General features: G+C 72.9%; 25 protein-coding genes. 14 read left to right on the top strand and 11 right to left on the bottom strand.

The features are described 5' to 3' along the window. Window positions 1–121: 121 nt before the first annotated feature. From ACZ4VA_RS13300 to ACZ4VA_RS13285, 4 genes are all read right to left on the bottom strand, one after another. The gene (locus ACZ4VA_RS13300) at window positions 122–1210 is read right to left on the bottom strand and encodes an acyl-CoA dehydrogenase family protein (protein ID WP_468081248.1); all 1089 of its coding nucleotides are present in this window, start codon (window positions 1208–1210) and stop codon (window positions 122–124) included. Further along, on the bottom strand, window positions 1207–2415 hold the full coding sequence (locus ACZ4VA_RS13295; RefSeq protein ID WP_468081246.1) for an acyl-CoA dehydrogenase family protein: 1209 nt from the start codon (window positions 2413–2415) through the stop codon (window positions 1207–1209). The genes ACZ4VA_RS13300 and ACZ4VA_RS13295 overlap by 4 nt, the downstream gene beginning before the upstream one ends. Then, window positions 2412–3389 (bottom strand): NADPH:quinone oxidoreductase family protein, encoded by a 978-nt coding sequence (locus tag ACZ4VA_RS13290; RefSeq protein WP_356164591.1) that lies wholly within the window; start codon window positions 3387–3389, stop codon window positions 2412–2414. The genes ACZ4VA_RS13295 and ACZ4VA_RS13290 overlap by 4 nt, the downstream gene beginning before the upstream one ends. Window positions 3390–3475: 86 nt before the next feature. Beyond that, complete coding sequence (locus ACZ4VA_RS13285) at window positions 3476–4099, bottom strand: helix-turn-helix domain-containing protein (RefSeq protein ID WP_355783731.1); 624 nt, start codon at window positions 4097–4099, stop codon at window positions 3476–3478. Window positions 4100–4176: 77 nt separating this feature from the next. On the opposite strand from ACZ4VA_RS13285, the gene ACZ4VA_RS13280 reads away from it, so the two are divergent. The 5 genes from ACZ4VA_RS13280 (at window position 4177) to ACZ4VA_RS13260 (ending at window position 8959) form a co-directional block, all read left to right on the top strand. After that, window positions 4177–5115, top strand: coding sequence for an NAD(P)/FAD-dependent oxidoreductase (locus ACZ4VA_RS13280; protein ID WP_468081242.1), 939 nt, complete (start codon window positions 4177–4179; stop codon window positions 5113–5115). An 84-nt stretch (window positions 5116–5199) separates the two neighbouring features. Beyond that, complete coding sequence (locus ACZ4VA_RS13275) at window positions 5200–6738, top strand: ATP-dependent DNA ligase (protein ID WP_355783738.1); 1539 nt, start codon at window positions 5200–5202, stop codon at window positions 6736–6738. Continuing rightward, window positions 6735–7199: an NUDIX hydrolase gene (locus ACZ4VA_RS13270; protein WP_355783741.1), complete on the top strand. Its 465-nt coding sequence runs from the start codon at window positions 6735–6737 to the stop codon at window positions 7197–7199. The genes ACZ4VA_RS13275 and ACZ4VA_RS13270 overlap by 4 nt, the downstream gene beginning before the upstream one ends. A 109-nt stretch (window positions 7200–7308) precedes the next feature. Then, window positions 7309–8694, top strand: a complete 1386-nt coding sequence (locus tag ACZ4VA_RS13265) for an NADP-dependent succinic semialdehyde dehydrogenase (RefSeq protein WP_355783744.1) — start codon at window positions 7309–7311, stop codon at window positions 8692–8694. 25 nt (window positions 8695–8719) lie between these two features. Continuing rightward, the gene (locus ACZ4VA_RS13260; RefSeq protein WP_354729392.1) at window positions 8720–8959 is read left to right on the top strand and encodes a DUF6213 family protein; all 240 of its coding nucleotides are present in this window, start codon (window positions 8720–8722) and stop codon (window positions 8957–8959) included. Between the two features lie 39 nt (window positions 8960–8998). On the opposite strand, the gene ACZ4VA_RS13255 is transcribed toward ACZ4VA_RS13260, so the two are convergent. Then, a complete protein-coding gene (locus ACZ4VA_RS13255) occupies window positions 8999–9673 on the bottom strand; it encodes a transcriptional regulator (RefSeq protein ID WP_355783750.1) in 675 nt (224 codons plus the stop codon). Window positions 9674–9871: 198 nt separating this feature from the next. Between ACZ4VA_RS13255 and ACZ4VA_RS13250 the strand changes: the two genes are divergently transcribed. From ACZ4VA_RS13250 to ACZ4VA_RS13240, 3 genes are read left to right on the top strand one after another with little or no spacing between them, the layout of a single operon-like run. Then, window positions 9872–10945: a type III polyketide synthase gene (locus tag ACZ4VA_RS13250; RefSeq protein WP_355783753.1), complete on the top strand. Its 1074-nt coding sequence runs from the start codon at window positions 9872–9874 to the stop codon at window positions 10943–10945. Further along, window positions 10942–12156, top strand: a complete 1215-nt coding sequence (locus ACZ4VA_RS13245; protein WP_356164598.1) for a cytochrome P450 — start codon at window positions 10942–10944, stop codon at window positions 12154–12156. The genes ACZ4VA_RS13250 and ACZ4VA_RS13245 overlap by 4 nt, the downstream gene beginning before the upstream one ends. A gap of 7 nt (window positions 12157–12163) precedes the next feature. After that, a complete protein-coding gene (locus ACZ4VA_RS13240; protein WP_356164600.1) occupies window positions 12164–12694 on the top strand; it encodes a cupin domain-containing protein in 531 nt (176 codons plus the stop codon). 36 nt (window positions 12695–12730) lie between these two features. Here ACZ4VA_RS13240 and ACZ4VA_RS13235 read toward each other — a convergent pair whose 3' ends face one another. Further along, a complete protein-coding gene (locus ACZ4VA_RS13235) occupies window positions 12731–13957 on the bottom strand; it encodes an acyl-CoA dehydrogenase family protein (protein WP_356164602.1) in 1227 nt (408 codons plus the stop codon). A 169-nt stretch (window positions 13958–14126) separates the two neighbouring features. Here ACZ4VA_RS13235 and ACZ4VA_RS13230 point away from each other — a divergent pair, with 169 nt between their 5' ends. Continuing rightward, window positions 14127–14771, top strand: coding sequence for a TetR/AcrR family transcriptional regulator (locus ACZ4VA_RS13230; protein WP_356164604.1), 645 nt, complete (start codon window positions 14127–14129; stop codon window positions 14769–14771). 25 nt (window positions 14772–14796) lie between these two features. On the opposite strand, the gene def is transcribed toward ACZ4VA_RS13230, so the two are convergent. Further along, a complete protein-coding gene (def, locus tag ACZ4VA_RS13225) occupies window positions 14797–15336 on the bottom strand; it encodes a peptide deformylase (protein ID WP_356164606.1) in 540 nt (179 codons plus the stop codon). Between the two features lie 153 nt (window positions 15337–15489). On the opposite strand from def, the gene ACZ4VA_RS13220 reads away from it, so the two are divergent. The 5 genes from ACZ4VA_RS13220 to ACZ4VA_RS13200 all read left to right on the top strand — a co-directional run bounded on the left by ACZ4VA_RS13220 (window position 15490) and on the right by ACZ4VA_RS13200 (window position 20060). Continuing rightward, a complete protein-coding gene (locus ACZ4VA_RS13220) occupies window positions 15490–16728 on the top strand; it encodes a MurT ligase domain-containing protein (protein WP_355792021.1) in 1239 nt (412 codons plus the stop codon). Window positions 16729–16743: 15 nt separating this feature from the next. Further along, window positions 16744–17472 (top strand): type 1 glutamine amidotransferase, encoded by a 729-nt coding sequence (locus ACZ4VA_RS13215; RefSeq protein WP_121408719.1) that lies wholly within the window; start codon window positions 16744–16746, stop codon window positions 17470–17472. 201 nt (window positions 17473–17673) lie between these two features. Then, a complete protein-coding gene (locus ACZ4VA_RS13210) occupies window positions 17674–18699 on the top strand; it encodes a 6-phosphofructokinase (RefSeq protein ID WP_355792023.1) in 1026 nt (341 codons plus the stop codon). Window positions 18700–18863: 164 nt separating this feature from the next. Then, entirely contained in the window at window positions 18864–19817 is a 954-nt protein-coding gene (locus ACZ4VA_RS13205) for a cytochrome c oxidase assembly protein (RefSeq protein ID WP_355795853.1), read from the top strand. Between the two features lie 84 nt (window positions 19818–19901). Then, window positions 19902–20060, top strand: coding sequence for a hypothetical protein (locus ACZ4VA_RS13200; protein ID WP_356164609.1), 159 nt, complete (start codon window positions 19902–19904; stop codon window positions 20058–20060). Window positions 20061–20126: 66 nt separating this feature from the next. Here the strand turns inward: ACZ4VA_RS13200 and ACZ4VA_RS13195 are convergent, their stop codons facing one another. The 4 genes from ACZ4VA_RS13195 to ACZ4VA_RS13180 all read right to left on the bottom strand — a co-directional run bounded on the left by ACZ4VA_RS13195 (window position 20127) and on the right by ACZ4VA_RS13180 (window position 24361). Continuing rightward, on the bottom strand, window positions 20127–21332 hold the full coding sequence (locus ACZ4VA_RS13195; protein ID WP_356164611.1) for a sensor histidine kinase: 1206 nt from the start codon (window positions 21330–21332) through the stop codon (window positions 20127–20129). Window positions 21333–21423: 91 nt separating this feature from the next. Continuing rightward, window positions 21424–23166, bottom strand: a complete 1743-nt coding sequence (locus ACZ4VA_RS13190) for a sodium/solute symporter (protein ID WP_355784315.1) — start codon at window positions 23164–23166, stop codon at window positions 21424–21426. A 33-nt stretch (window positions 23167–23199) separates the two neighbouring features. Next, window positions 23200–23595: a hypothetical protein gene (locus ACZ4VA_RS13185; RefSeq protein ID WP_356164614.1), complete on the bottom strand. Its 396-nt coding sequence runs from the start codon at window positions 23593–23595 to the stop codon at window positions 23200–23202. Between the two features lie 10 nt (window positions 23596–23605). Next, complete coding sequence (locus tag ACZ4VA_RS13180) at window positions 23606–24361, bottom strand: LytR/AlgR family response regulator transcription factor (RefSeq protein ID WP_468081232.1); 756 nt, start codon at window positions 24359–24361, stop codon at window positions 23606–23608. Window positions 24362–24431 lie beyond the last annotated feature (70 nt).

Raw genomic sequence — 24431 nt, 5'->3', positions numbered from 1 at the left:
CCCAAGGAGCAGTGGCGTGCGCGGAGTTGGCCGGACTGCCGTCCCGGGTTCACTTCACCGGCGGCGCACGCGAGAGGCCCGCCCCCGGAGGGACGGGCCTTGGGCGGGAGCGGTTCGGGCGTCAGGGTGCCCGCAGGTCGACCAGTGCGGCCAGTTCCTCCCGCTGCCTGCCCGCCGTGCCGTACGCGAGCGAGTCGGCCTTCGCGCGCTTCAGGTACAGGTGGACCGGGTGTTCCCAGGTCATGCCGATACCGCCGTGCAGCTGGAGGGCCTCCTCGGCGGCGTGCACGGCGACGGGGGCCGCGTACGCCTGGGCGAGGGCCGCTGCGACGTCGGTGTCCTCGCTGCCGGTGGCGATCGCGTCGGCGGCGTTGCGGGCGGCGGCGCGGAGGTTGACGACTTCCAGCCACACCTTCGCGAGGCGGTGCTTGAGCGCCTGGAAGCCTCCGACGGGCCGGTTGAACTGCTTGCGGTCCTTCAGGTAGCGGACCGTCTCGGTCAGGCACCAGTCGGCGAGGCCGAGTTGCTCGGAGGCGAGCAGGCCGGCACCGGACCGCAGGGCTCGGCGGATCACGGGCGCGGCGTCGGGACTCAGGAGGCGCGCCGGGGTCCCGTCGAGGACGACCGTGGCCAGGGGCCGGGTGAGGTCCAGGGAGACCTGCGGCGTGAGGGTGACGGCGTCCGCGTCGACGGCGTACAGGGCGCCGTCCTCGCCGGGGACGAGTAGGACGTCGGCGGTCACCGCGTCGGCGATGCCGGTCAACTCCCCGTGCAGCGCGCCGTCTTCGTACCGTACGGACTTGGGGGTGCCGCCCGGCGCGGTGGACAGGGCGACCGCGAGCACGCCGACGGTCCGGCCGGAGGCCAGCGCGGTCAGCAGGGTGTCGGCCTCGTCGCCCTCGCAGGCCAGCAGTGCCTCCGTCGCGACGACCGCGCTGGTCAGGTAGGGCACGGGCGCGACCGCGCGGCCCAACTCCTCCAGCACCACGGCGGCTTCGCGGTGGGTGGCGCCCTGACCGCCGCGCGCCTCGGGCACGAGGAGCCCGGCGAGGCCCATGCCCTCGGCGAGCGCCTTCCACAGGGCGCGGTCGTGCGGGGCGTCGGTCTCGGTGCGGGTGATGACGCCGGCCGCGTCGCAGTGGTCGGCGAGGAGGTCGCGGACGGCGGCGCGCAGCGCCTCTTCCTCCTCCGAGTACAGCAGATCGGTCATCGGGCCAGGTCCTTCCAGGCGACGTCCTTGTCGGTGCGCGGCTCGGAGGGCAGGCCCAGCACGCGTTCGGCGACGATGTTCAGCAGGACCTCGGTGGTCCCGCCCTCGATGCTGTTGCCCTTGGAGCGGAGGTAGCGGTAGCCCGCGTCGCGGCCGGTGAAGTCGACCTTGTCGGGCCGGCGCATCGTCCAGTCGTCGTACAACAGGCCCTCCTCGCCGAGGAGTTCGATCTCCAGGCCGCTGATCTCCTGGTTGAGACGCGCGAATCCCAGCTTCATGGCGGAGCCCTCGTGGCCGGGCTGGCCGGCGACGAGCTGCTGGCGCAGCCGCTCGCCGGAGAGCCGGGCGACCTCGGCCTCGACCCAGAGGGTCAGCAGCCGCTGGTGCAGGTCGTGGGTGCGCAGTTCGGGGCGCTCGCGCCAGGTCTTGGCGACCGGGCCGATCATGCCGCCCTCGCGGGGGATGCGCATGCCGCCGATGGACACGCGCTCGTTCATGAGGGTGGTCTGGGCGACCCGCCAGCCGTCCCCCACGTCACCGAGCCGGTGGGCGTCGGGGATGCGCACGTCGGTGAGGAAGACCTCATTGAACTCCGCCTCGCCGGTGATCTGGCGCAGCGGGCGCACGTCGACGCCGGGGTCGGTCATGTCGCAGACGAAATAGGTGATCCCGCGGTGCTTGGGCGCGTCGGGGTCGGTGCGGGCGATGAGGATGGCCCAGCGGGCGACGTGGGCGCTGGACGTCCAGACCTTCTGCCCGTTGACCACCCAGCCGTCGCCCTCGCGGACGGCGCGGGTGCCGAGCGCGGCGAGGTCGGAGCCGGCGCCGGGCTCGCTGAAGAGCTGGCACCAGACCTCCTCGCCGGTCCACAGGGGGCGCAGGAAGCGCCGCTTCTGCTCGTCCGTGCCGTAGCCGAGGATCGTCGGCGCGGCCATGCCGAGGCCGATGCCGATGCGCCGCGGGTCGTTGTCGGGGGCGCCCGCGGCCTCCAGTTCGGCGTCCACGACGGCCTGGAGGGCGCGCGGTGCGCCGAGGCCGCCGAGGCCCTCGGGGAAGTGGACCCAGGCGAGGCCGGCGTCGAAGCGGGCCCTGAGGAAGTCGAGGCGGTCCGTCGTCGCGGGCGGGTGCGCGGCCAGCAGCTCCCGGGTGCGCTCGCGCAGTGCGGCGGCGTCGAGGGCGCCGCCCGCTCGTGTGGCGCCGTTCATGCGTCTGCTCCGTTCTCCGGGGAGGGGACCACGGCCACGCGTCCGGTCGTGGTGCCGTCGGCGACGCGCTGCACGGCCGCGGCGGCACCGCTCAGCGGCACGCGCTCGCTGATCAGCGGCTTGATCGCGCCGCGTGCGGCGAGGTCGGTGAGCTGCTCGTGGCAGTGCTGGACGAGCTTCGGGTTCTTGGTGTTGTAGAGGCCCCAGTGCAGGCCGAGGATCGCGTAGTTCTTCACGAGCGCGTGGTTCAGGCCGGGGCTGGGGATGGACCCGCTCGCGAAGCCGACGACGACGATCCGGCCCTCGAAGGCGACGACCTTCGTGGACTGCGTGTACGCCTCGCCGCCGACGGGGTCGTAGATCACGTCGGCGCCGCGTCCGCCGGTGGCCTCCTTGACGGCGGCGATGACGTCCTCGGCGCGCCGGTCGACGACGACGTCGCAGCCGAGGTCGCGGGCGACGGCCGCCTTGTCGGCGCCGCCGACCACGCCGATGACGGTGGCGCCGGCGGCCTTGCCGAGCTGCACCGCCGCGCTGCCGACCCCTCCGGCGGCAGCGTGGACGAGCAGCGTCTCCCCCGCTTCCAGGCGGGCGCGCCGGTGCAGACCGAACCAGCCCGTCTGGTAGCCGATGTGCAGGGCGGCGGCCTCGGCGTCGTCGAGGGCCTCGGGCGCGGGCAGGACGGCGGCGGCGTCCGCGACGGCGTACTCGGCGAAGCCCCCGTAGGGCAGCGCGGGGTTGGCGAGGACGCGGCGCCCGTCCTCGGTCTCGCCGCAGATCTCGACGCCGGGCGTGAACGGCAGCGGCGGCCTGACCTGGTACTGCCCCCGGCACATCAGGGCGTCCGGGAAGTTGATGTTCGCGGCGCGCACCTTGAGCAGGAGCTGCCCCTGGCCGGGCACCGGCCGCTCCACGTCCGCGAGCCGCATCACCTCGCTCGGCTCGCCGTTCTGGTGCACTTGCCATGCCTGCATGCGGGGCCTCCACGGGACTGCTTCGTCTGACCGGGCTCGTCCGCATACTAAGCGGTCGCTTGCCGATCAGGGAACAGTCGCGTGCGTCACGGCGCGGCAGGCCTGGTGGGCCGCGCCCTGACGTGCATCCGCTCTCCCTGGGGCCCGAAGAGGCTCAGGAACTCGACCGGCCCCTCCCCCGTCGACCCGAACCAGTGCGGGACCCGGGTGTCGAACTCGGCCGCCTCGCCGGGGCCGAGCACCACGTCGTGCTCGCCGAGCACCAGCCGGAGCCTGCCCGAGAGCACGTACAGCCACTCGTAGCCCTCGTGGGTGCGCGGGTCGGGCTCCTGGCGGCGGACGGGTTCGAGGACCTTGAACGCCTGGAGCCCGCCGGGCTGGCGGGTGAGCGGCCAGTGGGTGCGGCCGTGGCGCTGGATCGGCTTGGCCCGTACGCGCGGGTCGTCGACCGGCGGCGCGCCCACCAGTTCGTCCAGCGCCACCTTGTGGGCCCGGGCGATCGGCAGCAGCAGCTCCAGGCTGGGTTTGCGCAGCCCGGACTCCAGGCGCGACAACGTACTCACGGAGATGCCGGTGGCCTCGGACAGCCCGGCGAGCGTGGCACCGCGCTCCTTGCGGATGCGCCGCAGCCGGGGCCCGACCCCAGCGAGGACGGCGTCCGCCTCCGCCGCGTCGTCCCGCGTCCCGCCCGTTCCCTCGTCGTCGTTCATGACCGTATTGCAGGTTCGGCAAAGCCATTTGTCAAGACGGCAGGTGCGGGGCGACCGTCTGGGTGGAGGTGGTCACCATGACCGAGAGGTACGAAGCAGTCGTCGTCGGCGGCGGCACGGCCGGACTGTCGGCGGCGCTGGTGCTCGGACGGGCCCGGCGCCGCACACTCGTCGTCGACGCCGGCGAACCGCGCAACGCGCCCGCCGCGCACATGCAGGGCTATCTGTCGCGCGACGGCATGCCGCCCGCCGAGTTCCTCGCCGAGGGACGGCGGGAGATCGCGCGGTACGGCGTGGAGCTGGTCCGGGACCGCGCCGTGGACGTCGCCCGGGACGGGACGGGTGAGTTCGACGTGACGCTCGCGAGCGGGCGCACGGCGCACGCGCGGCGGCTGGTCGTCGCCACCGGCCTGGTGGACGAGCTGCCGAAGGTGCCGGGCGTCGCCGAACGCTGGGGGCGCGACGTGCTGCACTGCCCCTACTGCCACGGCTGGGAGGTCCGCGACGAGTCCTTAGGCGTGCTCGCGGCCGGCCCGATGAGCGTCCACCAGGCGCTGATGGTCAGCCACTGGTCGAAGGACGTGCGGCTGTTCCTGCACACGGTGGACGAGGACACGCTCGCGGACGACGACCTGCGCCGGCTGGCCGCCGCCGGGGTCGAGGTCGTGCCGGGCGAGGTCGCCGGGCTCGTGGTCGACGGGGACCGGCTCACCGGGGTCCGCCTCGCCGACGGCTCGGTCCACGACCGCACCGTGGTCTTCGTCGGGGCCCCCATGTCCCCGCGCACCGAACTCCTGGAGCGGCTGGGTGCCGAGCACCACGAGACGGCGTTCGGCACCTACCCGGTGGTGGACGAGACGGGCCGCACGACCGTGCCCGGCGTCTGGGCGGCGGGCAACGCGACCAGCCACGCCGAGCAGGTCGTCAACGCGGCGGGCGCCGGCTACCGGGCGGCGGTCGCGCTCAACGGCGACCTGCTGTTCGCGGACCTCGACGCGGCGGTCGCCGGCGGCTGAGCACCTCGGCCGGCCGGTGTCCGGGCGGCGCGCGGGAGGCCCCCTGGGGGTGTGCGCGGGGCGGCTCCGTTGCACCATGGCTGCATGCTGCTGAGCCGGCTCGCCCACGTGTCCCAGGAGGTCGCCGCCACCTCGGCGCGCACCCGGAAGATCGCTCTGCTCGCCGAGCTGTTCCGCGAAGCCGACGCCGAGGACGTGCCGGTCGTCATCCCCTATCTGGCGGGCCGGCTGCCGCAGGGGCGGCTCGGCGTCGGCTGGAAGCTCCTCGGCACGCCGGTCCCGCCCGCCGCCGAGGCCACGCTGACCGTGCGCGACGTGGACGCCCGTCTGACCCGGCTCGGCGCGGTCACCGGCACCGGCTCCCAGGCCGAGCGCAAGCGGCTGATGGGTGATCTGCTGGCGGCGGCCACGGAGGCGGAGCAGCGGTTCCTGTTCGGGCTGCTGACCGGCGAGGTGCGCCAGGGCGCCCTGGACGCCGTGGCCGTGGAGGGGCTCGCCCTGGCGACCGGGGCGCCCTCCGCGGACGTACGGCGGGCCGTGATGCTCGCGGGGTCGCTGCAGACGGTGGCGCAGGCACTGCTCGGCGAGGGGCCCGGCGCCCTGGAGGCCTTCCGCCTCACCGTGGGCCTGCCGGTCCTGCCGATGCTGGCGCACTCGGCGGGCTCCGTCACCGAGGCCGTCGGCAAGCTGGGCCCGTGCGCCGTCGAGGAGAAGCTCGACGGCATCCGGGTGCAGGTGCACCGCGACGGCGACGAGGTCCGGGTCTACACGCGCACGCTGGACGACATCACCGACCGGCTGCCCGAGCTCACCTCCTCGGCGCTGGAGCTGCGGGGCGAGCGCTTCATCCTGGACGGCGAGGTCATCGCCCTGGACGAGAACGGCCGGCCGCGCTCCTTCCAGGAGATCGCGGGACGGGTCGGCTCACGGGTGGACGTGGCCACGGCCGCCGCGGCGGTGCCCGTCTCCCCCGTCTTCTTCGACGCGCTGTCCGTCGACGGGCAGGACCTGCTGGACCTGCCGTTCACCGAGCGGCACGCCGAGCTGGCGCGGCTGGTGCCCGAACCCATGCGGGTCCGGCGCGCCCTCGTGTCCGGTCCCGACGAGGCCGGCACCGCCGAGGAGTTCCTCGCGGACACGCTCGCCCGCGGTCACGAGGGCGTGGTGGCCAAGGCGCTGGACGCCCCCTACAGCGCGGGCCGGCGCGGCGCCGCCTGGCTGAAGGTCAAGCCCGTGCACACCCTCGACCTCGTGGTGCTGGCCGCCGAGTGGGGCCACGGGCGCCGCACGGGCAAGCTCTCCAACCTGCATCTGGGGGCCCGCGCCGACGACGGGACCTTCGTGATGCTGGGCAAGACGTTCAAGGGCATGACGGACGCGATGCTCGCCTGGCAGACGGAGCGGCTCCAGGAGCTGGCCCTCGACGACGACGGCCACGTGGTGCGCGTACGGCCCGGACTCGTCGTCGAGATCGCCTACGACGGTCTCCAGCGCTCCACCCGTTACCCGGCCGGCGTCACCCTGCGCTTCGCCCGCGTGCTGCGCTACCGCGAGGACAAGACGCCGGCCGAGGCCGACACCGTGGACACCCTGCTCGCGGCCCACCCGGAGGTGACGAGGTGACCGCCAAGCGCAGTGCGGGACTCCTGCTGTACCGGCGCACCGCGGCCGGGATCGAGGTGCTCCTCGGCCACATGGGCGGCCCGTTCTTCGCGCGGCGCGACGCCGGGGCGTGGACGGTGCCGAAGGGCGAGTACGAGCCGGACGAGCCGTCCTGGGACGCGGCGCGCCGCGAGTTCCAGGAGGAGCTGGGGCTGCCGCCGCCCGACGGCGAGGCGACACCGCTCGGTGAGGTGCGCCAGTCCAACGGCAAGATCGTCACGGCCTGGGCCATGGAGGCGGACCTCGACCCGGCCGACATGGTCCCCGGCACCTTCGAGATGGAGTGGCCCCCGAAGTCGGGGCGTCTCCAGGAGTTCCCGGAGCTGGACCGGGTGGAGTGGTGCGGCCTGGAGCGGGCCCGGGCGGTGATCGTGCCGGCGCAGTCGGCGTTTCTCGACCGTCTCGTGGAGCACTCGGACTGAGAGCCGGCGTCCGCACGACGGCACCGGCTCCGCAAGGAGCCCTCCGCGTTGCGCCCTGTCACGCCGCGCGGGAGGGTCGAAGGACAGCCCCGCTCTCAGGAGGTCGGCCATGCCCATCGCGACGGTGAATCCGGCGAACGGCGAGACACTCAAGACGTACGACGCGCTGGGCGCCGAGGAGATCGAGCGCAGGCTCGCCACCGCCGCGGCGACGTTCCGCACCTACCGCACCACCCCCTTCGCCGAGCGCGCGCGGCTGCTGCTCCGGGCCGCCGACCTGCTGGACGAGGACCAGGACGACATCGCGCAGGTGATGACCACGGAGATGGGCAAGCCGGTCAAGCAGGCCCGCGCCGAGGCGGCGAAGTGCGCCAAGGCGATGCGCTGGTACGCCGACCACGCCGAGGAGCTCCTCGCCGACGAGGAGCCGCCCGAGTCCGCGGCGCGCGACTCCGGCGCGTCCCGGGTGATCGTGCGCTACCGGCCGCTCGGCCCGGTGCTGGCCGTGATGCCGTGGAACTTCCCGCTCTGGCAGGTGGTCCGGTTCGCCGCGCCCGCGCTGATGGCGGGCAACGTGGGCCTGCTCAAGCACGCCTCGAACGTGCCGCAGACCGCCCTCTACCTGGAGGACCTCTTCCGCCGCGCCGGTTTCCCCGACGGCTGCTTCCAGACGCTGCTCATCGGATCCGGCGCGGTCGAGGACATCCTGCGCGACCCGCGGATCAAGGCGGCGACCCTCACCGGCAGCGAGCCGGCCGGCCGCGCGGTCGCGTCCGTCGCCGGTGAGGAGATCAAGAAGACGGTCCTGGAGCTGGGCGGCAGCGACCCGTTCGTCGTCATGCCGTCGGCCGACATCGACAAGGCCGCGCGGACAGCGGTGACGGCGCGGGTCCAGAACAACGGGCAGTCCTGCATCGCCGCCAAGCGGTTCATCGTCCACACGGACGTCTTCGACGACTTCGCCGAGCGCTTCGCCGCGGCCATGAAGGACCTCACGGTGGGTGACCCGATGGAGGAGGGGACGGACGTCGGTCCGCTCGCCACCGAGCAGGGCCGCGGCGACCTGGAGGAACTCGTCGACGACGCGGTGGAGAACGGCGCGACGGTCCTGTGCGGGGGCGAGCGGCCCGAGGGCTCCGGCTGGTTCTACGCGCCGACGGTCCTCGCCGACATCACCCCCGAGATGCGTATCCATCAGGAGGAGGCGTTCGGGCCGGTGGCCACGCTCTACCGGGCCGCCGACCTGGACGAGGCGGTCGAGATCGCCAACGACACGCCGTTCGGTCTGAGTTCGAACGTGTGGACGCGGGACGAGGCCGAGGTGGACCGGTTCGTGCGCGATCTGGAGGCGGGCGGCGTGTTCTTCAACGGGATGACGGCCTCCCATCCGGCCTTCCCGTTCGGCGGGGTCAAGCGGTCCGGCTACGGGCGTGAGCTGTCGGGGCACGGAATCCGAGAGTTCTGCAACATCACCACTGTGTGGCACGGAGCGTGAGCATCCGGCAGCTACGATCCCCTGTGTGAACCGCGAAGTGACCCTCCCCCTGATCGTCGACGACCGCGGCACGCTGCAGGTGTCGGCCGCGGACGTCAGCAAGCTGCTGCGCACGGTGGGCGGCCGGTGGCTGCATCTGGTGGAGGCCGGCCAGGACGGACTCGACGAGGACACGGTCGCGACCCTCACCATCGAACTCGCCAAGCTCGCCGACCGCATCGACGTCGCCTGCATCGCGCACAGCAGCGGTACGTCGGCGGGCTGACCGGGGGCCGGCCGTCCTCCGTGGACGGCCGACCCCCGGTCAGGCCGTCCGCTGGTCGAGTTCCCACAGGGCGTGCCAGAAGCGGGCCTCGCAGCCCTGCAGCAGACGGCCGTGACGCAGCGCCCTGTCCTCGTCGATCCGGCCGACGTCGATCCCTTCCTGGACGGCGGCCGACGCACGGCGCTCCAGCTCGGGGGCGGGCTCCGCGAAGAAGTCGAAGAACGCGCACGCCTCGTCGTCGAAACCGTGGTGGCGGCGCAGCGCCTCGGCGATCGCCGCGCAATAGCCGCCCCACGCCGCGAAGTTGGCGCTGAGCGCGAGGACGACGTCGGACGGCGACGCGTTCAGGGCCAGCCAGGCGACGTACGCGGGATAGGCCTGGCAGTCCGCGAGCGGCTCGTAGGCGGCCGCGCTCGTCTCGTCCGCCCCGCACGCGGCGGCGTACGCGCCGAGCCGCTCCTGCGCCAGCGCCTCGCCCTCGGCGAGCAGTTCGAAGAAGGCCGCGCTCGCCGGTTCGCCCGCCGACCGCCCCGCCAGATGTAGGAACGCCCGCCGGTCCGCGGCGATCACGTGCCGCTGCTCCAGGGCGAGCGCGGCGAGCGTGGAGCGCCGGGCCGCGCCCCGCGTGATCACCGGCAGCAGCCGGTTGGCGTGCGGGTCCGGAGCGAGCTCGCCCGTGGTGCTCTCCAGCAGTTCCCCGGCGGTCCGCGTCATCGCCCACTCCTTCGGTCCGGCTGCCCCGTGACCCCCGTGACCAGGTTGCCACGCCGTCCGCGTGTTCCCCGGTCTGGAGTAGTCCGACGCGATATCCGGGCGCCCCCGGGTGATCGTGGGGACACCACCGTTCCGTGGTGAACCACCCTTCCGCCGGGGGACGAAGCGTTCCCCGGAAGCGAAAGTAGGCGCTTCGACATGGCGACTTTGTGCAGACCCGCGGTTTCAGTCCCCGAACACGTCATCACGATGGAGCAGACGCTGGAGCTGGCCCGCTCCCGTCACCCGGACCATCCCCAACTCCCGCTGGCACTACGGCTGATAGAGAACACCGGGGTCCGCACCCGGCACATCGTCCAGCCGATCGAGGAGACGCTGCGGCACCCCGGCTTCGAGGACCGCAACAAGGTCTACGAGCGCGAGGCCAAGGCCCGTGTCCCCGCGGTCGTGCAGCGGGCGCTGGACGACGCGGAACTCCTCGCCACCGACGTCGACGTGATCATCTACGTCTCGTGCACCGGTTTCATGATGCCGTCGCTCACTGCCTGGCTGATCAACGAGATGGGCTTCGAGAGCGACACCCGGCAGATTCCCATCGCGCAGCTCGGCTGCGCCGCGGGAGGCGCCGCCATCAACCGCGCGCACGACTTCTGCACGGCCTACCCCGAGGCCAACGCGCTCATCGTGGCCTGCGAGTTCTGCTCGCTGTGCTACCAGCCGACCGACCTCGGTGTCGGTTCCCTGCTGTGCAACGGCCTGTTCGGTGACGGCATCGCCGCCGCCGCCGTGCGCGGCCGGGGCGGCACGGGCATCCGGCTGGAGCGCAACGGCTCGTACCTGATCCCCAAGACCGAGGACTGGATCATGTACGACGTCCGGGCCACCGGTTTCCACTTCCTGCTGGACAAGCGGGTGCCGACCACGATGGAGCCGCTCGCCCCGGCGCTCCAGGCGCTCGCGCGGCAGCACGACTGGAACGCCTCCGACCTGGACTTCTACATCATCCACGCCGGCGGCCCGCGCATCCTCGACGACCTCAGCACGTTCCTCCGCGTACCGCCGGAGGCCTTCCGCTTCAGCCGGGCGACCCTCACGGAGTACGGCAACATCGCCAGCGCCGTGGTCCTGGACGCGCTGCGCCGGCTGTTCGACGAGGGCGGCGCGGAGCACGCCTCGCGCGGGCTGCTCGCGGGCTTCGGCCCCGGCATCACCGCCGAGATGGCCCTGGGCCGCTGGCACGACGCGGCCCACGAGACGACGGTGACGGGATGACGGAACAGACGATCACCGGGGCGCTGCCGCCCGTACGGCACTGGCCCGCCCTCCATCTGACCGGCGTGGAGTTCGACCCCGTGCTGGCCGAGCTGATGCGCGAGGGCCCGGTCACCCGGATCCAGCTGCCGCACGGCGAGGGCTGGGCGTGGCTGGTGACGCGCCACGACGACGTGCGCATGGTCGCCAACGATCCCCGGTTCAGCCGGGCGGCGGTCATGGGACGGCAGGTCACCCGGCTGGCGCCGCACTTCATCCCGGCGGCGGGCGCGGTGGGCTTCGCCGACCCGCCCGACCACACCCGGCTGCGCCGCTCGGTCGCGGCGGCCTTCACGGCCCGCGGGGTGGAACGGCTGCGCGAGAGCGCCCGCCGCATGCTGGGCGACCTGGTCGACGAGATGATCCAGGACGGTCCGCCGGCGGACCTCACCGAGGCGGTCCTGAGCCCCTTCCCCATCGCGGTCATCTGCGAGCTGATGGGGGTGCCCGCCGAGGACCGGCGGAGCATGCACACCTGGACCCAGCTGATCCTGTCCTCCTCGCACGGGGCCGAGGTCAGCGAGCGGGCCAAGGACGAGATGAGCGCCTACTTCGCGAAGCTGGTGGGCGACCGGCGGGACAGTACGGGCGAGGACGTCGGTTCGCTGCTGGGCGCGGCGGTGGGCCGGGACGAGCTGACCATGGACGAGGCGGTCGGTCTCGCCGTGCTCATCCAGATCGGCGGCGAGGCGGTCACCAACAACTGCGGGCAGATGTTCTACATCCTGCTGACCCGCCCCGACCTGTGGGAGCGGCTGCGCGCCGAGCCGGAGATCCGGCCGCAGGCCATCGACGAGCTGCTGCGCTACATCCCGCACCGCAGCGCGGTGGGCCTGTCGCGCATCGCCACCGAGGACGTGGACATCAGGGGCGTCCGGATCCGGGAGGGCGACGCGGTGTACGTGTCGTACCTGGCCGCGAACCGCGACCCGGACGTCTTCCCGGACCCGGAGCGGATCGACTTCTCCCGCAGTCCGAACCCGCACGTCTCCTTCGGGTTCGGTCCGCACTACTGCGTGGGCGGCATGCTCGCCCGGCTGGAGTCGGAGCTGATGGTCGACGCGCTCGTCGACCGGGTGCCCGGGCTGCGGCTCGCGGTCCCGGCGGCCGAGGTCCCGTTCCGCCGGGGCGCGCTCATCCGGGGGCCCGAGGCCCTGCCCGTGACCTGGTGACCGGCTCATGACGGCGCTCACCCCGCCCGAGGGGCTCCTCGTACCGCCCGGCCACGGCCGGACGGTGCGCACCCCCGCCCAGCACGTGACCTTCAAGGTGACGGGCACCCACTCGCGCAGCGCGTCCAGCTTCGAGGTGGTCGTGCCGCCGGGCTTCGACGTGGGGGCGCATGTGCACACGCGCAGCGAGGAGCTCTTCTACGTGCTCGAAGGCGAGCTGGACGTGCTCGCCTTCGAGCCCCGGGTGCGGACCCCGGACCACTGGCAGCGGTGGGAGTCCGGCACGGGGAACGGGATCGTGCGGGCGACCCCGGGCACGGTGATCGTCGTGCCGCCGGGGTGCCCGCACGCCTTCGCGAACCCGACGGACACGCCCGCGAAGATGTTCTTCCAGGCGTCGCCGCCGCCGGATCACGAGCACTACTTCGAGGAGCTGCTGGAGATCCTGTCGGCGGGCGGTCCCCCCGACCACGCGGCGATCGAGGAGCTGCGCTCGCGCTACGACATCGAGCAGCTGACGCCCCTCAGACACCGCTGAGCCGCCGGAGGGGGCCGGCGCTTTGCCGGACACGGCCTAGCGGATCGGCATCCCGGAGAGGGTGCGGGCGATCACCAGGCGCTGGATCTCGCTCGTGCCCTCGAAGATGGTGTAGATCGCGGCGTCGCGGTGCATGCGCTCCACCGGGTACTCCCGGGTGAACCCGTTGCCGCCGAGGATCTGGAGCGCCTGGGCGGTGACCTTCTTGGCGGTCTCGCTGGCGAAGAGCTTCGACATCGAGCCCTCGGCGGCGGTGAACGGCTTGCCGTTGACCGCCATCCAGGAGGCACGCCAGACCAGGAGGCGGGCCGCGTCGATCGAGGTCCGCATGTCGGCGAGCTGGAAGGCGACGCCCTGGTTGTCGATGATCGGGCGGCCGAACTGCTCGCGCGTCTTGGCGTACTCCAGCGCCTCCTCGTACGCGGCGCGGGCGGTGCCGACGGCCATGGCGCCGACGGCCGGGCGGGACGCCTCGAAGGTGGCCATCGCGGCGTTCTTCACGCGCTCGCCGCCCTTCCTGGCGCGCTCGCGGGCCCGGGCGAAGCGCTCGTCGAGCTTCTCCTTGCCGCCGAGCAGGCAGGAGCCGGGGACCCGGACGTTCTCCAGGACGACCTCGGCGGTGTGCGAGGCGCGGATGCCGTGCTTCTTGAACTTCTGGCCCTGGGAGAGGCCGGGCGTGTTCGGCGGGACGATGAAGGAGGCATGGCCCTTGGAGCCGAGCTCGGGGTCGACGACCGCGACGACGACGTGGACGTTGGCGATGCCGCCGTTGGTCGCCCAGGTCTTGGTGCCGTTGAGGACCCACTCGTCCTTGGCCTCGTCGTAGACGGCGCGGGTGCGCATGGAGGCGACGTCGGAGCCGGCGTCGGGCTCGGAGGAGCAGAACGCGGCGACCTTGACATCGTTGGCGTCGCCGTACATCTGGGGGATCCAGGTGCCGATCTGCTCCTCGGTGCCGTTGGCGAGGACGCCCACCGCGGCGAGGCCGGTGCCGACGATCGACAGGGCGATGCCCGCGTCGCCCCAGAACAGCTCCTCCATGGCCATCGGGATGCCGAGGCCGGTGGCGTCGAAGTACTGCTGCGCGTAGAAGTCCAGGGAGTAGATGCCGACCTTCGCCGCCTCCTGGATGACCGGCCACGGCGTCTCTTCACGCTCGTCCCATTCGGCGGCCGCGGGGCGGATGACGTCGGCGGCGAAGCCGTGCAGCCAGTCCCGGACCTCCTTCTGTTCGTCGTTGAGCTCCATGGTGAACTCGGCCATGACCCCTCCAGCGCTGCAATCGCGTGTTACTTGCGGTAACGCGAGTCTGTTACCGGCCGGTAGGAAAAGTCAACTCCCGGATCCCGTTCGGCAGCCCGTTCGATCCGACGACGCCTGTGAGTGTTAGTTTGCGCAGGCGTCACCAAATAAGCACGGGTGGGGAGAGCACATGGAGACCACGCAGCGGACCGATCAGCAGAGGTCCGCCGACCGCCGCCGGCGCGAGCTGCTGGAGGCCGCCGACCGGGTGGTGCTCCGCGACGGCCCCGGCGCCTCGATGAACGCGATCGCCGCGGAGGCGGGGATCACCAAGCCGATCCTCTACCGCCACTTCGGCGACAAGGGCGGACTCTACGCGGCCCTCGCCAAGCGGCACACGGACGCCCTCCTCGAAGCGCTGCGGGCCGCCCTGGACGCCCCGGCCGACCGGAGGGAGCGCGTCGAGAAGACACTGGACACCTATCTGGCGGCCATCGAGGCCCGCCCGCAGGTGTACCGCTTCCTGATGCATCCGGCGGAGGCCGGGCAGCCGGGCGAGCAGGGCTTCGACGTCGGCCTGCACTCAGCTCCCCTGCTGCGCCGCATGGGCGAGGAGCTCGCGGAGGTCATCGAGGAACGCGTCGACCTGGGCCCCGGCAGCCAGCAGCTCGCCCGGGTCTGGGGACACGGCATCGTCGGCATGATGCACGCGGCCGGCGACTGGTGGCTCGGCGAACGGCCCTGTCCCCGCTCCGAGTTGGTACGGAGCCTCGCCGACCTGCTGTGGGGCCGGCTGGCCGCCGCCGGCGACAAGGCGGGCGGCCCCGGCTTCTGACCCCGCGACGGGCGCCCGAGCGGCCTCAGCGCGCCCAGGAGGCCCGCGCCGCCCGGCGCAGCACCCGGCGGCGCCGCCACCCCGTGACCCGGTCCGGGTACACCAGGCCGTCGAGGTGGTCGCACTCGTGCTGCAGACACCGGGCGAACCAGCCGGTGGCGTGCACCGCGACCGGCTCACCGGTCACCGTGAACCCCTCGACGACCGCGTGGTCGTACCGCTCGGTGCCCGCCTCCAGTCCCGGCAGCGACAGACAGCCCTCCGGACCGCGCAGCACCACCCCGTCCGCCGTGACGAGCCGCGGGTTCACCACGTGTCCCAGATGGCGGACGTCCTCGTCGTCGGGACAGTCGTACACGAACACCCGCAGCGGCTCCCCGACCTGGTTCGCCGCGAGGCCGACCCCCTGGGCCGCGTACATCGTCGCGAACATGTCCTCGACCAGCCCGGCCAGTTGGGGACCGAAGTCCGTGACGTCCCGGCAGGGGGCGTGCAGGACGGGGTCGCCGAGCAGGGTGAGGGGCCGGACTCGCCCTCGGGCGCCCGGGATGGAGCCTTGTCGCATGGCGGCAAGGGTACGGTCCTCAATGTCGCGCGAATGTCGCGCGGGCACCGTGACGGTGCCGCGATTCGGGCACGTGAGTGGATCTCGATAGGCTGAGGGCCACACGGTGCCGGGGGCAGAGGCGCGGCGCGTACGCAAGGAGGATCGAGAACGATGTCAGGCAACTCGGACCCGCTGACGCCGCGGGCCAAGCTGGCCGTGACGGCGGGCAAGGCGGCCGCGGCTGTCTCGCGTGCCGCTGGACGCGGCAGCGGATCGGTGATCGGCGGCCGGGTGGCACTCAGGCTCGACCCCGACCTGCTGGCCCGGCTCGCCACACACCTGGACGTGATCCTGGTGTCGGCCACGAACGGCAAGACCACCACGACCCGGCTGATCGCCGAGGCGCTGCGCGCCGCGGGCCCGGTCGTCTCCAACGCGCTGGGCGCGAACATGCCCGCCGGGATCACCTCGGCGCTGGCCGGCGGCTCCGACGCCAAGTTCGCGGTCATCGAGGTCGACGAGAAGTACCTGGCCGGAGTCGCGCGCGACACCGACCCCAAGGCGATCGCGCTGCTCAACCTCTCGCGCGACCAGCTCGACCGCGCCGCCGAGACCCGCATGCTCGCCGAGCACTGGCGCGAGGGCCTGGCCGGCACCAAGTCCGTCGTGGTCGCCAACGCCGACGACCCGCTGGTCGTGTGGGCCGCCTCCTCCTCGCCGAACGTGGTGTGGGTGGCCGCGGGCCAGATGTGGAAGGACGACGCCTGGTCCTGCCCGTCCTGCGGCGGTGTGATGCAGCGCCCCGGCGACGACTGGTTCTGCGGGGAGTGCGGTTTCCGCCGCCCCACGCCGAGTTGGGCGCTCTCCGGCGACTACGTCCTCGACCCGCACGGCTCCAGCTGGCCGATCCACCTCCAGCTGCCCGGCCGCGCCAACAAGGCGAACGCCGCCTCCTCCGCCGCCGTCGCCGCCGTGTTCGGCGTGCCGCCCCAGGTCGCCCTGGAGCGCATGTACCAGGTGCAGGCCGTGGCCGGACGCTACGACGTCGTGCAGTTCATGCAGCGCGACCTGCGGCTGCTGCTCGCCAAGAACCCGGCGGGCTGGCTGGAGACGTTCTCGCTGATCGACCCGCCGCCGACCCCGGTCATCCTGTCGGTGAACGCGCGCGGCGCCGACGGCACCGACACCTCCTGGCTGTGGGACGTCGACTACACGCGGCTCACCGGCCACCCGATCTTCGTGGTCGGCGACCGGAAGCTGGACCTCGCGGTGCGTCTGGAGGTCGCCAACCAGCACTTCCAGGTCTGCGAGAACCTCGACCAGGCCGTGCAGGCGGCACCGCCGGGACGCATCGAGGTCATCGCGAACTACACCGCGTTCCAGGACCTGCGCCGCCGCGTCGGAAACTGACCCAAGAGGATGACCATGACTGACAACCAACTGCGGCTGGTGTGGATCTACCCGGACCTGCTCAGCACGTACGGCGACCAGGGCAACGCCCTCGTCGTCGAGCGCCGGGCCCGTCAGCGCGGCCTCGATGTGGCCCGCCTCGACGTGCGCAGCGACCAGCCGATCCCGACCTCGGGCGACATCTACCTGATCGGCGGCGGTGAGGACCGGCCGCAGCGCCTCGCGGCGGAGCGGCTGCGCCGCGACGGCGGTCTGCACCGCGCGGTCGGCAACGGGGCGATCGTCTTCTCCGTCTGCGCGGGCTACCAGATCCTCGGCCACGAGTTCATCAACGACCTCGGCCAGCGCGAGCCCGGCCTCGGTCTCCTCGACGTGGTCTCCACCCGCGGCGAGGGCGAGCGGTGCGTCGGCGACGTGCTCGGCGACATCGACGCGCGTCTCGGCCTGCCGCCCCTGACGGGCTTCGAGAACCACCAGGGCATCACCCACCTGGGCCCGACGGCGCGCCCGTTCGCGAACGTGCGGCTCGGCAAGGGCAACGGCACCGGCGACGGCACCGAGGGCGCGTACAACGACACGGTCTTCGGCACCTACATGCACGGTCCCGTGCTGGCCCGCAACCCGCTGATCGCCGACCTGCTGCTGAAGCTGGCGCTCGACGTCAACGCGCTGCCGCCGATCGACGACCGGTGGTACGAGGCGCTGCGGTCCGAGCGGATCGCGGCGGCCCAGCAGCCCGCCTGAGGCACGGCGCGCCGTCCGCCCGCGGCCCCCGCGAAACGGTTCAGCAGAGCCCGTCTGGCACGGGTTCCGCTCACCTGTGCGGGGGCGTCCAGCAGGCGGACGCCCGGTGCGTCCCCGCCCCCTCCCGCCGGTAGGGTGGCGGGGATCCAGCCGGACAACGTGGTCCGGTCCCCGGCCCACGTGGAGAAGGTATTTCGGGCTATGCGCATTGGTGTCCTCACCTCCGGCGGCGACTGCCCCGGTCTGAACGCCGTCATCCGGTCCGTCGTGCATCGTGCCGTCGTCGACCACGGCGACGAGGTCATCGGCTTCCGGGACGGCTGGAAGGGCCTTCTGGAGTGCGACTACCTCAAGCTCGACCTCGACGCGGTGAGCGGCATCCTCGCTCGCGGCGGCACCATGCTCGGTTCCTCCCGGGTCCAGCCGGCGCATCTGCGTGACGGCGTCGAGCGGGCCAAGGGACACGTCGCCGAGCTGGGCCTCGACGCGATCATCCCGATCGGCGGCGAAGGCACCCTGAAGGCCGCCCGCCTCCTGTCGGACAGCGGGCTGCCGATCGTCGGCGTCCCGAAGACCATCGACAACGACATCGCCGTCACGGACGTCACCTTCGGGTTCGACACGGCCGTCGGCGTCGCCACCGAGGCCCTGGACCGGCTGAAGACCACCGCCGAGTCCCACCAGCGCGTGCTGATCGTGGAGGTCATGGGCCGCCACACCGGCTGGATCGCGCTGCACTCCGGCATGGCGGCCGGTGCCCACGCCATCGTCGTGCCGGAGCGCCCCTTCGACATCGAGGAGCTGGCCGCGAAGGTCGGCGAGCGCTTCGAGGCCGGCAAGCGGTTCGCCATCGTCGTGGCCGCCGAGGGCGCCAAGCCCCGCGAGGGCACGATGAGCTTCGACGAGGGCGGCAAGGACATCTACGGGCACGAGCGCTTCGCCGGCATCGCCCGCCAGCTCTCCCTGGAGCTGGAGGAGCGCCTCGGCAAGGAGGCCCGCCCGGTGATCCTCGGGCACGTCCAGCGCGGCGGCACGCCGACCGCGTACGACCGTGTCCTCGCCACCCGGTTCGGCTGGCATGCCGTGGAGGCCGTGCACCGCGGCGAGTTCGGCATGATGACCGCGCTGCGCGGCACCGACATCGTGATGGCGCCGCTCGCGGACGCGGTCGAGACGCTGAAGACGGTGCCCGACGAGCGCTACGCCGAGGCGGAAGTCGTTCTCTGACCCGCCGGAGATGCCCGGGTTCCGTCCCACTCGTGCGAAGTCCTGCCCCCGGTCGCAGCCGCGACCGGGGGCAGTTCTACTCTGGTGCGGACAGACAGCGCACAAACCCCACCCAGAGCCGTAAAAGGGCCGGGAGGGCACCCCCACGAAACAGGAGCCGGCGGATGGATCACAGCGGGCACGGCATGTCGACGGATCTGCCGCCGTTCACGCTGGGACGCGGCCTGGAGTGGTCCCCGGACCCCTTCTTCCTCGTCGCCTGCCTGCTGGGGCTCGGCCTGTACGGATGGGGCGTCGTGCGCCTCGCACGGCGCGGGGACACGTGGTCGCCCGGCCGGACCGCGTCCTTCGTCGTCGGCGTGCTGACCGTCCTGCTCATGATGTGCACCCGGCTGAACGACTACGGCATGGTCATGTTCAGCGTGCACATGGTGCAGCACATGGTGATCAGCATGCTGTCGCCGATCCTGATCCTGCTCGGGGCGCCGATCACGCTGGCGCTGCGCGCGCTGCCGGTGGCCGGGGTCCGCGGGCAGAAGGGTCCGCGCGAGATCCTGCTGATGTTCCTGCACAGTCGCTACATGCGGATCATCACGCACCCGGCGTTCACCATCCCGCTCTTCATCGCGAGTCTGTACGCCCTGTACTTCTCGCCGATCTTCGACTTCCTGATGGGGTCCAGGACCGGTCACGTCGCGATGATGTGCCACTTCCTCGCCGTCGGCCTGGTCTTCTTCTGGCCGATCATGGGCGTCGACCCCGGCCCGCACCGGCCCGGCTACCTGATGCGGATGCTGGAGCTGTTCGCGGGCATGCCGTTCCACGCCTTCTTCGGGATCGCGCTGATGATGGCGTCGGCGCCGATGGTCAAGACGTACGAGAACCCGCCCGCCTCGCTCGGCATCGACGCGCTCGCCGACCAGAACGCGGCGGGCGGCATCGCCTGGGCGTTCAGCGAGATCCCCTCGGTGCTGGTGCTCCTCGCGCTGCTCTTCCAGTGGTACGGCTCCGAGCAGCGGCAGGCCCGCCGGACCGACCGGGCCGCCGACCGCGACGGCGACAAGGAGCTGGAGGCCTACAACGCCTACCTCGCCTCGCTGGACGCGCGGGGGCGCTGAACCGGCCCTCTCCCGTCCCGGGTGACCCGTTCCGCGCCGGATCGGGGCACCATGGAGGTGGACGAACCAGAGGAGGGTGTCGCGATGCCCGGTTCCACGAAGACCATGGGGGTGCTCACCATAGGTGGGCTGGTCGCGGTGACGGCCTACACGGTGGCGTTGGGGAGCAACGGCTGGCTGTGGTTCGGCTGGGTCGTGCTCGGTCTGATCACGCTGGGGATGGTGGCCACCCGTACCACCTGAGGCGCGGGTCCCGGGCCGGCAGCCGGCCGTCCCGGGGACCGGGTCCGGGGGCGCCTCCCCCGGCCGTCAGTCGCCGGGCAGCCGTCCCGCGGAGTGCACGCCCGGCTGGTACTTCGGCACCCGGGCCGTGATCTTCATGCCCGCGCCCACGGCGGTCTCGATGACGAGGCCGTGGTCGTCCCCGTAGACCTGGCGCAGCCGCTCGTCGACGTTCGACAGGCCGATGCCGCCCGACGGGCTGACCTCGCCGGCGAGGATGCGGCGCAGCAGTGCGGGGTCCATGCCCACCCCGTCGTCCTCGATGACGACCAGCGCCTCGGCACCGGCGTCCTGGGCGGTGATGCTGATGCGGCTCTTGTCCGTCCTGCCCTCCAGCCCGTGCTTGACGGCGTTCTCCACCAGTGGCTGGAGGCAGAGGAAGGGCAGCGCGACCGGCAGCACCTCGGGGGCGATCTGCAGGGTGACGGAGAGCCGGTCGCCGAAGCGGGCGCGGACGAGCGCCAGGTAGTGGTCGATGGCGTGCAGCTCGTCGGCGAGGGTGGTGAAGTCGCCGTGCCTGCGGAAGGAGTAGCGGGTGAAGTCCGCGAACTCCAGCAGCAGTTCGCGGGCGCGCTCGGGGTCGGTGCGCACGAACGAGGCGATCACCGCGAGCGAGTTGAAGATGAAGTGCGGGGAGATCTGCGCACGCAGGGCCTTGATCTCGGCCTCGATCAGGCGGGTGCGGGAGCGGTCGAGGTCGGCGAGTTCCAGCTGGACCGAGACCCAGCGGGCGACCTCGGCCGCGGCCCTGACCAGGACGGCGGACTCGCCGGGCGCGCAGGCCACGAGGGCTCCGTGCACCCGGTCGTCGACCGTGAGCGGGGCGACGACGGCCCAGCGCAGGGGGCAGTCGGGCGTGGCGCAGCTCAGCCGGAACGCCTCGCCGCGGCCGGAGTCGAGCGGGCCTGCGAGCCGTTCCATGATCTCGCCCCGGTGGTGCTCCCCCACCCCGTCCCAGGCGAGGACGCTCTCCTGGTCCGTGAGGCAGAGGGCGTCCGTGCCGAGCAGGGTGCGCAGCCGCCGCGCGGACTTGCGGGCCGTCTCCCCGGTGAGGCCGGCGCGCAGCGGGGGTGCGGCGAGGGAGGCGGTGTGCAGGGTCTGGAAGGTGGCGTGCTCGACGGGTGTGCCGAGGCCCCCGAGGCTGCGGGGCCGGGAGGTGCGCCTGCCGAGCCAGAAGCCGGCGGCCAGCAGGGGCAGTACGGCGACGCACAGGCCGGCCAGGAAGCCGCTCACGGCCGTGCCCCCGCCCCGTCGGGGAGCGCGCTCAGCGCCTTCGGCGGCGTCCCGTCGGTTGCCGGGACCGGGCCGGTCCCCCGTGCACTGCTCACGCCTCGGCCTCCTTCGGGTGCGGTACGGCGGTGCGCCGCGGCTCGGACAGCTCCTCCGGCAGGTGGAAGCGGGCCAGGATCGCCGCGGTCCCCGCGGGCACCCGGCCGGGCGTGGCCAGGGACACCAGCACCATGGTGAGGAAGCCGAGCGGTACGGACCACAGCGCTGGCCAGGCGAGCAGCGCGTGCAGGGTGCCGGTGCCGGGGTAGCCGGCCATCGTCGCGGCGACGGCCACGAACGCGGCGCCGCCCCCGACCAGCATCCCGGCCGCCGCGCCGGGCGGGGTCAGCCGCCGCCACCAGATGCCGAGGACGAGCAGCGGGCAGAAGGAGGACGCGGACACCGCGAACGCGAGACCCACCGCGTCGGCCACGGGCAGCCCGCCCACGAGCATGCTCGCCGCCAGCGGTACGGCCATGGCGAGCACCGTCCCGAGGCGGAAGTGCCGTACTCCGCGGGCGGGCAGCACGTCCTGGGTGAGGACGCCCGCCACGGCCATGGTGAGTCCGGAGGCCGTGGACAGGAACGCGGCGAAGGCGCCGCCCGCGACCAGTGCCCCCAGCAGGTCGCCGCCGAGGCCGCCGATCATGCGGTCGGGGAGCAGCAGGACGGCGGCGTCGGCGTCCCCGGTCACGGTCAGCTCGGGGGCGTACAGCCTGCCCAGTGCCCCGTAGACCGGGGGCAGGAGGTAGAAGGCGCCGATGAGGCCGAGCACCGCGACGGTGGTGCGGCGGGCGGCGACCCCGTGCGGGCTGGTGTAGAAGCGGACCACGACGTGCGGGAGTCCCATGGTGCCGAGGAAGGTGGCGAGGATCAGGCCGTACGTGGCGTAGAGGGGGCGTTCCTCGCGGCCCGGGGCGAGCGAGGTCGACATGCCGCCGTCGTCGGCGCGGCCGGCGGCGGGGACCGGGGTGCCCGCGGCGAAGGACAGCCGGGTGCCCTGGGCGATGTGGTGGACGCCGGCCGGCAGCCGCAGCCGCTCCCGCGTGTGCCGGCGGCCGTCGACGGTGCCGGTGACCGTGACGGCCAGCGGCTCGGCGAGGTCCAGGTCGAGGCTGTCGTCGACGTGGACGACGCGCTGCTCGCGGAACGCGGCCGGCTCCTGGAAGGCGTGGCGGGGCGCGCCGTCGCCCTGCCAGGCGAGGACCAGGAACAGGGCGGGCACCAGCAGCGCGGTGAGCTTGAGCCAGTACTGGAAGGCCTGGACGAAGGTGATGCTGCGCATGCCGCCCGCGGCGACCGTCGCGACCACGACGAGCGCGACGAGCAGCCCGCCGAAGCGGTCGGGCGCGTCGGTGAGCACCGCCAGCGTGAGCCCCGCTCCCTGGAGCTGGGGCAGCAGGTAGAGCCAGCCGACTCCGACGACGAAGGCGCCGGCCAGCCGCCGGACCGGCTGGGAGGCGAGCCGCGCCTCGGCGAAGTCGGGCAGGGTGTACGCCCCGGAGCGGCGCAGCGGCGCGGCCACGAAGAGGAGCAGCACCAGGTAGCCCGCGGTGTAGCCGACCGGGTACCAGAGCATGTCCGGCCCCTGGACCAGGACGAGCCCCGCGATGCCGAGGAAGGAGGCCGCGGACAGGTACTCGCCACTGATCGCGGCGGCGTTGAGCCGCGGCCCGACGGTGCGGGAGGCGACGTAGAAGTCGGAGGTGGTCCGGGAGATGCGCAGTCCGAAGGCGCCGACCAGGACGGTCGCGAGGACCACCAGGGCGACGGCGGGGACGGCGTAGCTCTGGTTCACCGGGCGCGGCCAGTTCTCGTGTACGGGGTCATCTCAGCGGTCCTCGACCAGCCGGACGAAGTCCTTCTCGTTGCGTTCGGCCCGGCGCACGTACCAGCGGGCCAGCAGCACCAGCGGCGGGTAGAGGCCGAAGCCGAGCACCGCCCACTCCGCGCCCGCTCCGTCGGGCAGCGCGGCGAAGACGAGGGGCAGCGGGCCGATCAGGAGCACCAGGACGGCGAACACGGTGAGGGCGGCCCGCAGTTGGCTGCGCATGAGGGAACGGACGTAGGTGTGCCCGAGCGTGGTCTGCTCGTCGATCTCGGTCCTCGGCCGGTAGGAGCCCGCGGCGTGCGGGTACCGTCCGCGCGAGCGCAGCCGGGCGTGCGGGAGGGTGCGCCGGGGCACTCCGGTGACGACGACCCGGCGTTCGGTGGGGTCCTGCGGCACGCCGTCCCCCTCAGCCCGCGGTCCGGCGCAGCAGCAGATCACGCAGTTCGCGGGCGTGACGGCGGCTGACCTGGAGTTCGACGGCGCCGACCAGGACGCTGACGGTGCCCGCGTCCAGGCGGAGTTCGTCGACGTGGCGCAGGGCCACGAGGTGGCGCCGGTGGATGCGGACGAATCCGCGGGAGCGCCACCGCTCCTCCAGGGTGGAGAGGGGGATGCGCACGAGGTGGCTGCCCTGGTCGGTGTGCAGGCGGGCGTAGTCGCCCTGGGCCTCGACGTGGGTGATGTCCTCGACGGCGACGAAGCGGGTGACTCCGCCGAGCTCGACGGATATGTGGTCCGGGTCGGGTTCGTGCACGGGGATGAGCGGGGCGGAGTCCATGAGCTGGGCGGCGCGCCGGACCGCCTCCGCGAGCCGCTCCCGGCGCACGGGTTTGAGTACGTAGTCGACGGCCTTGAGGTCGAAGGCCTGGACGGCGAAGCCCTCGTGGGCGGTGACGAACACGACCAGCGGCGGCTTGGCGAACCCGGTGAGCAGGCGGGCCATGTCCAGTCCGTCGAGCCCGGGCATGTGGATGTCGAGGAAGACCACGTCGATGGCCTCGGGCCCGTCGGGTCCCGATTCGAGCGCGCGGTTGATCCGGCGCAGTGCCTCGGTCGCACCGCTCGCCCCCTCGGCGCTGCCGACCCGTGGATCGGCGTTCAGCAGGTAGAGGAGCTCCTCGAGGGAGGGTTGTTCGTCGTCGACGGCGAGCGCGCGCAGCATGAAGGTGGAGTGTAAGAGGAATTCGTACGCGTGGACATGTGCGGGCGCGGACGTTCCCGCCGTCCGGGGC

The sequence above is a fragment of the Streptomyces sp. NPDC028308 genome (assembly GCF_055565855.1).
This window is presented reverse-complemented; position numbering and strand designations above follow the sequence as displayed.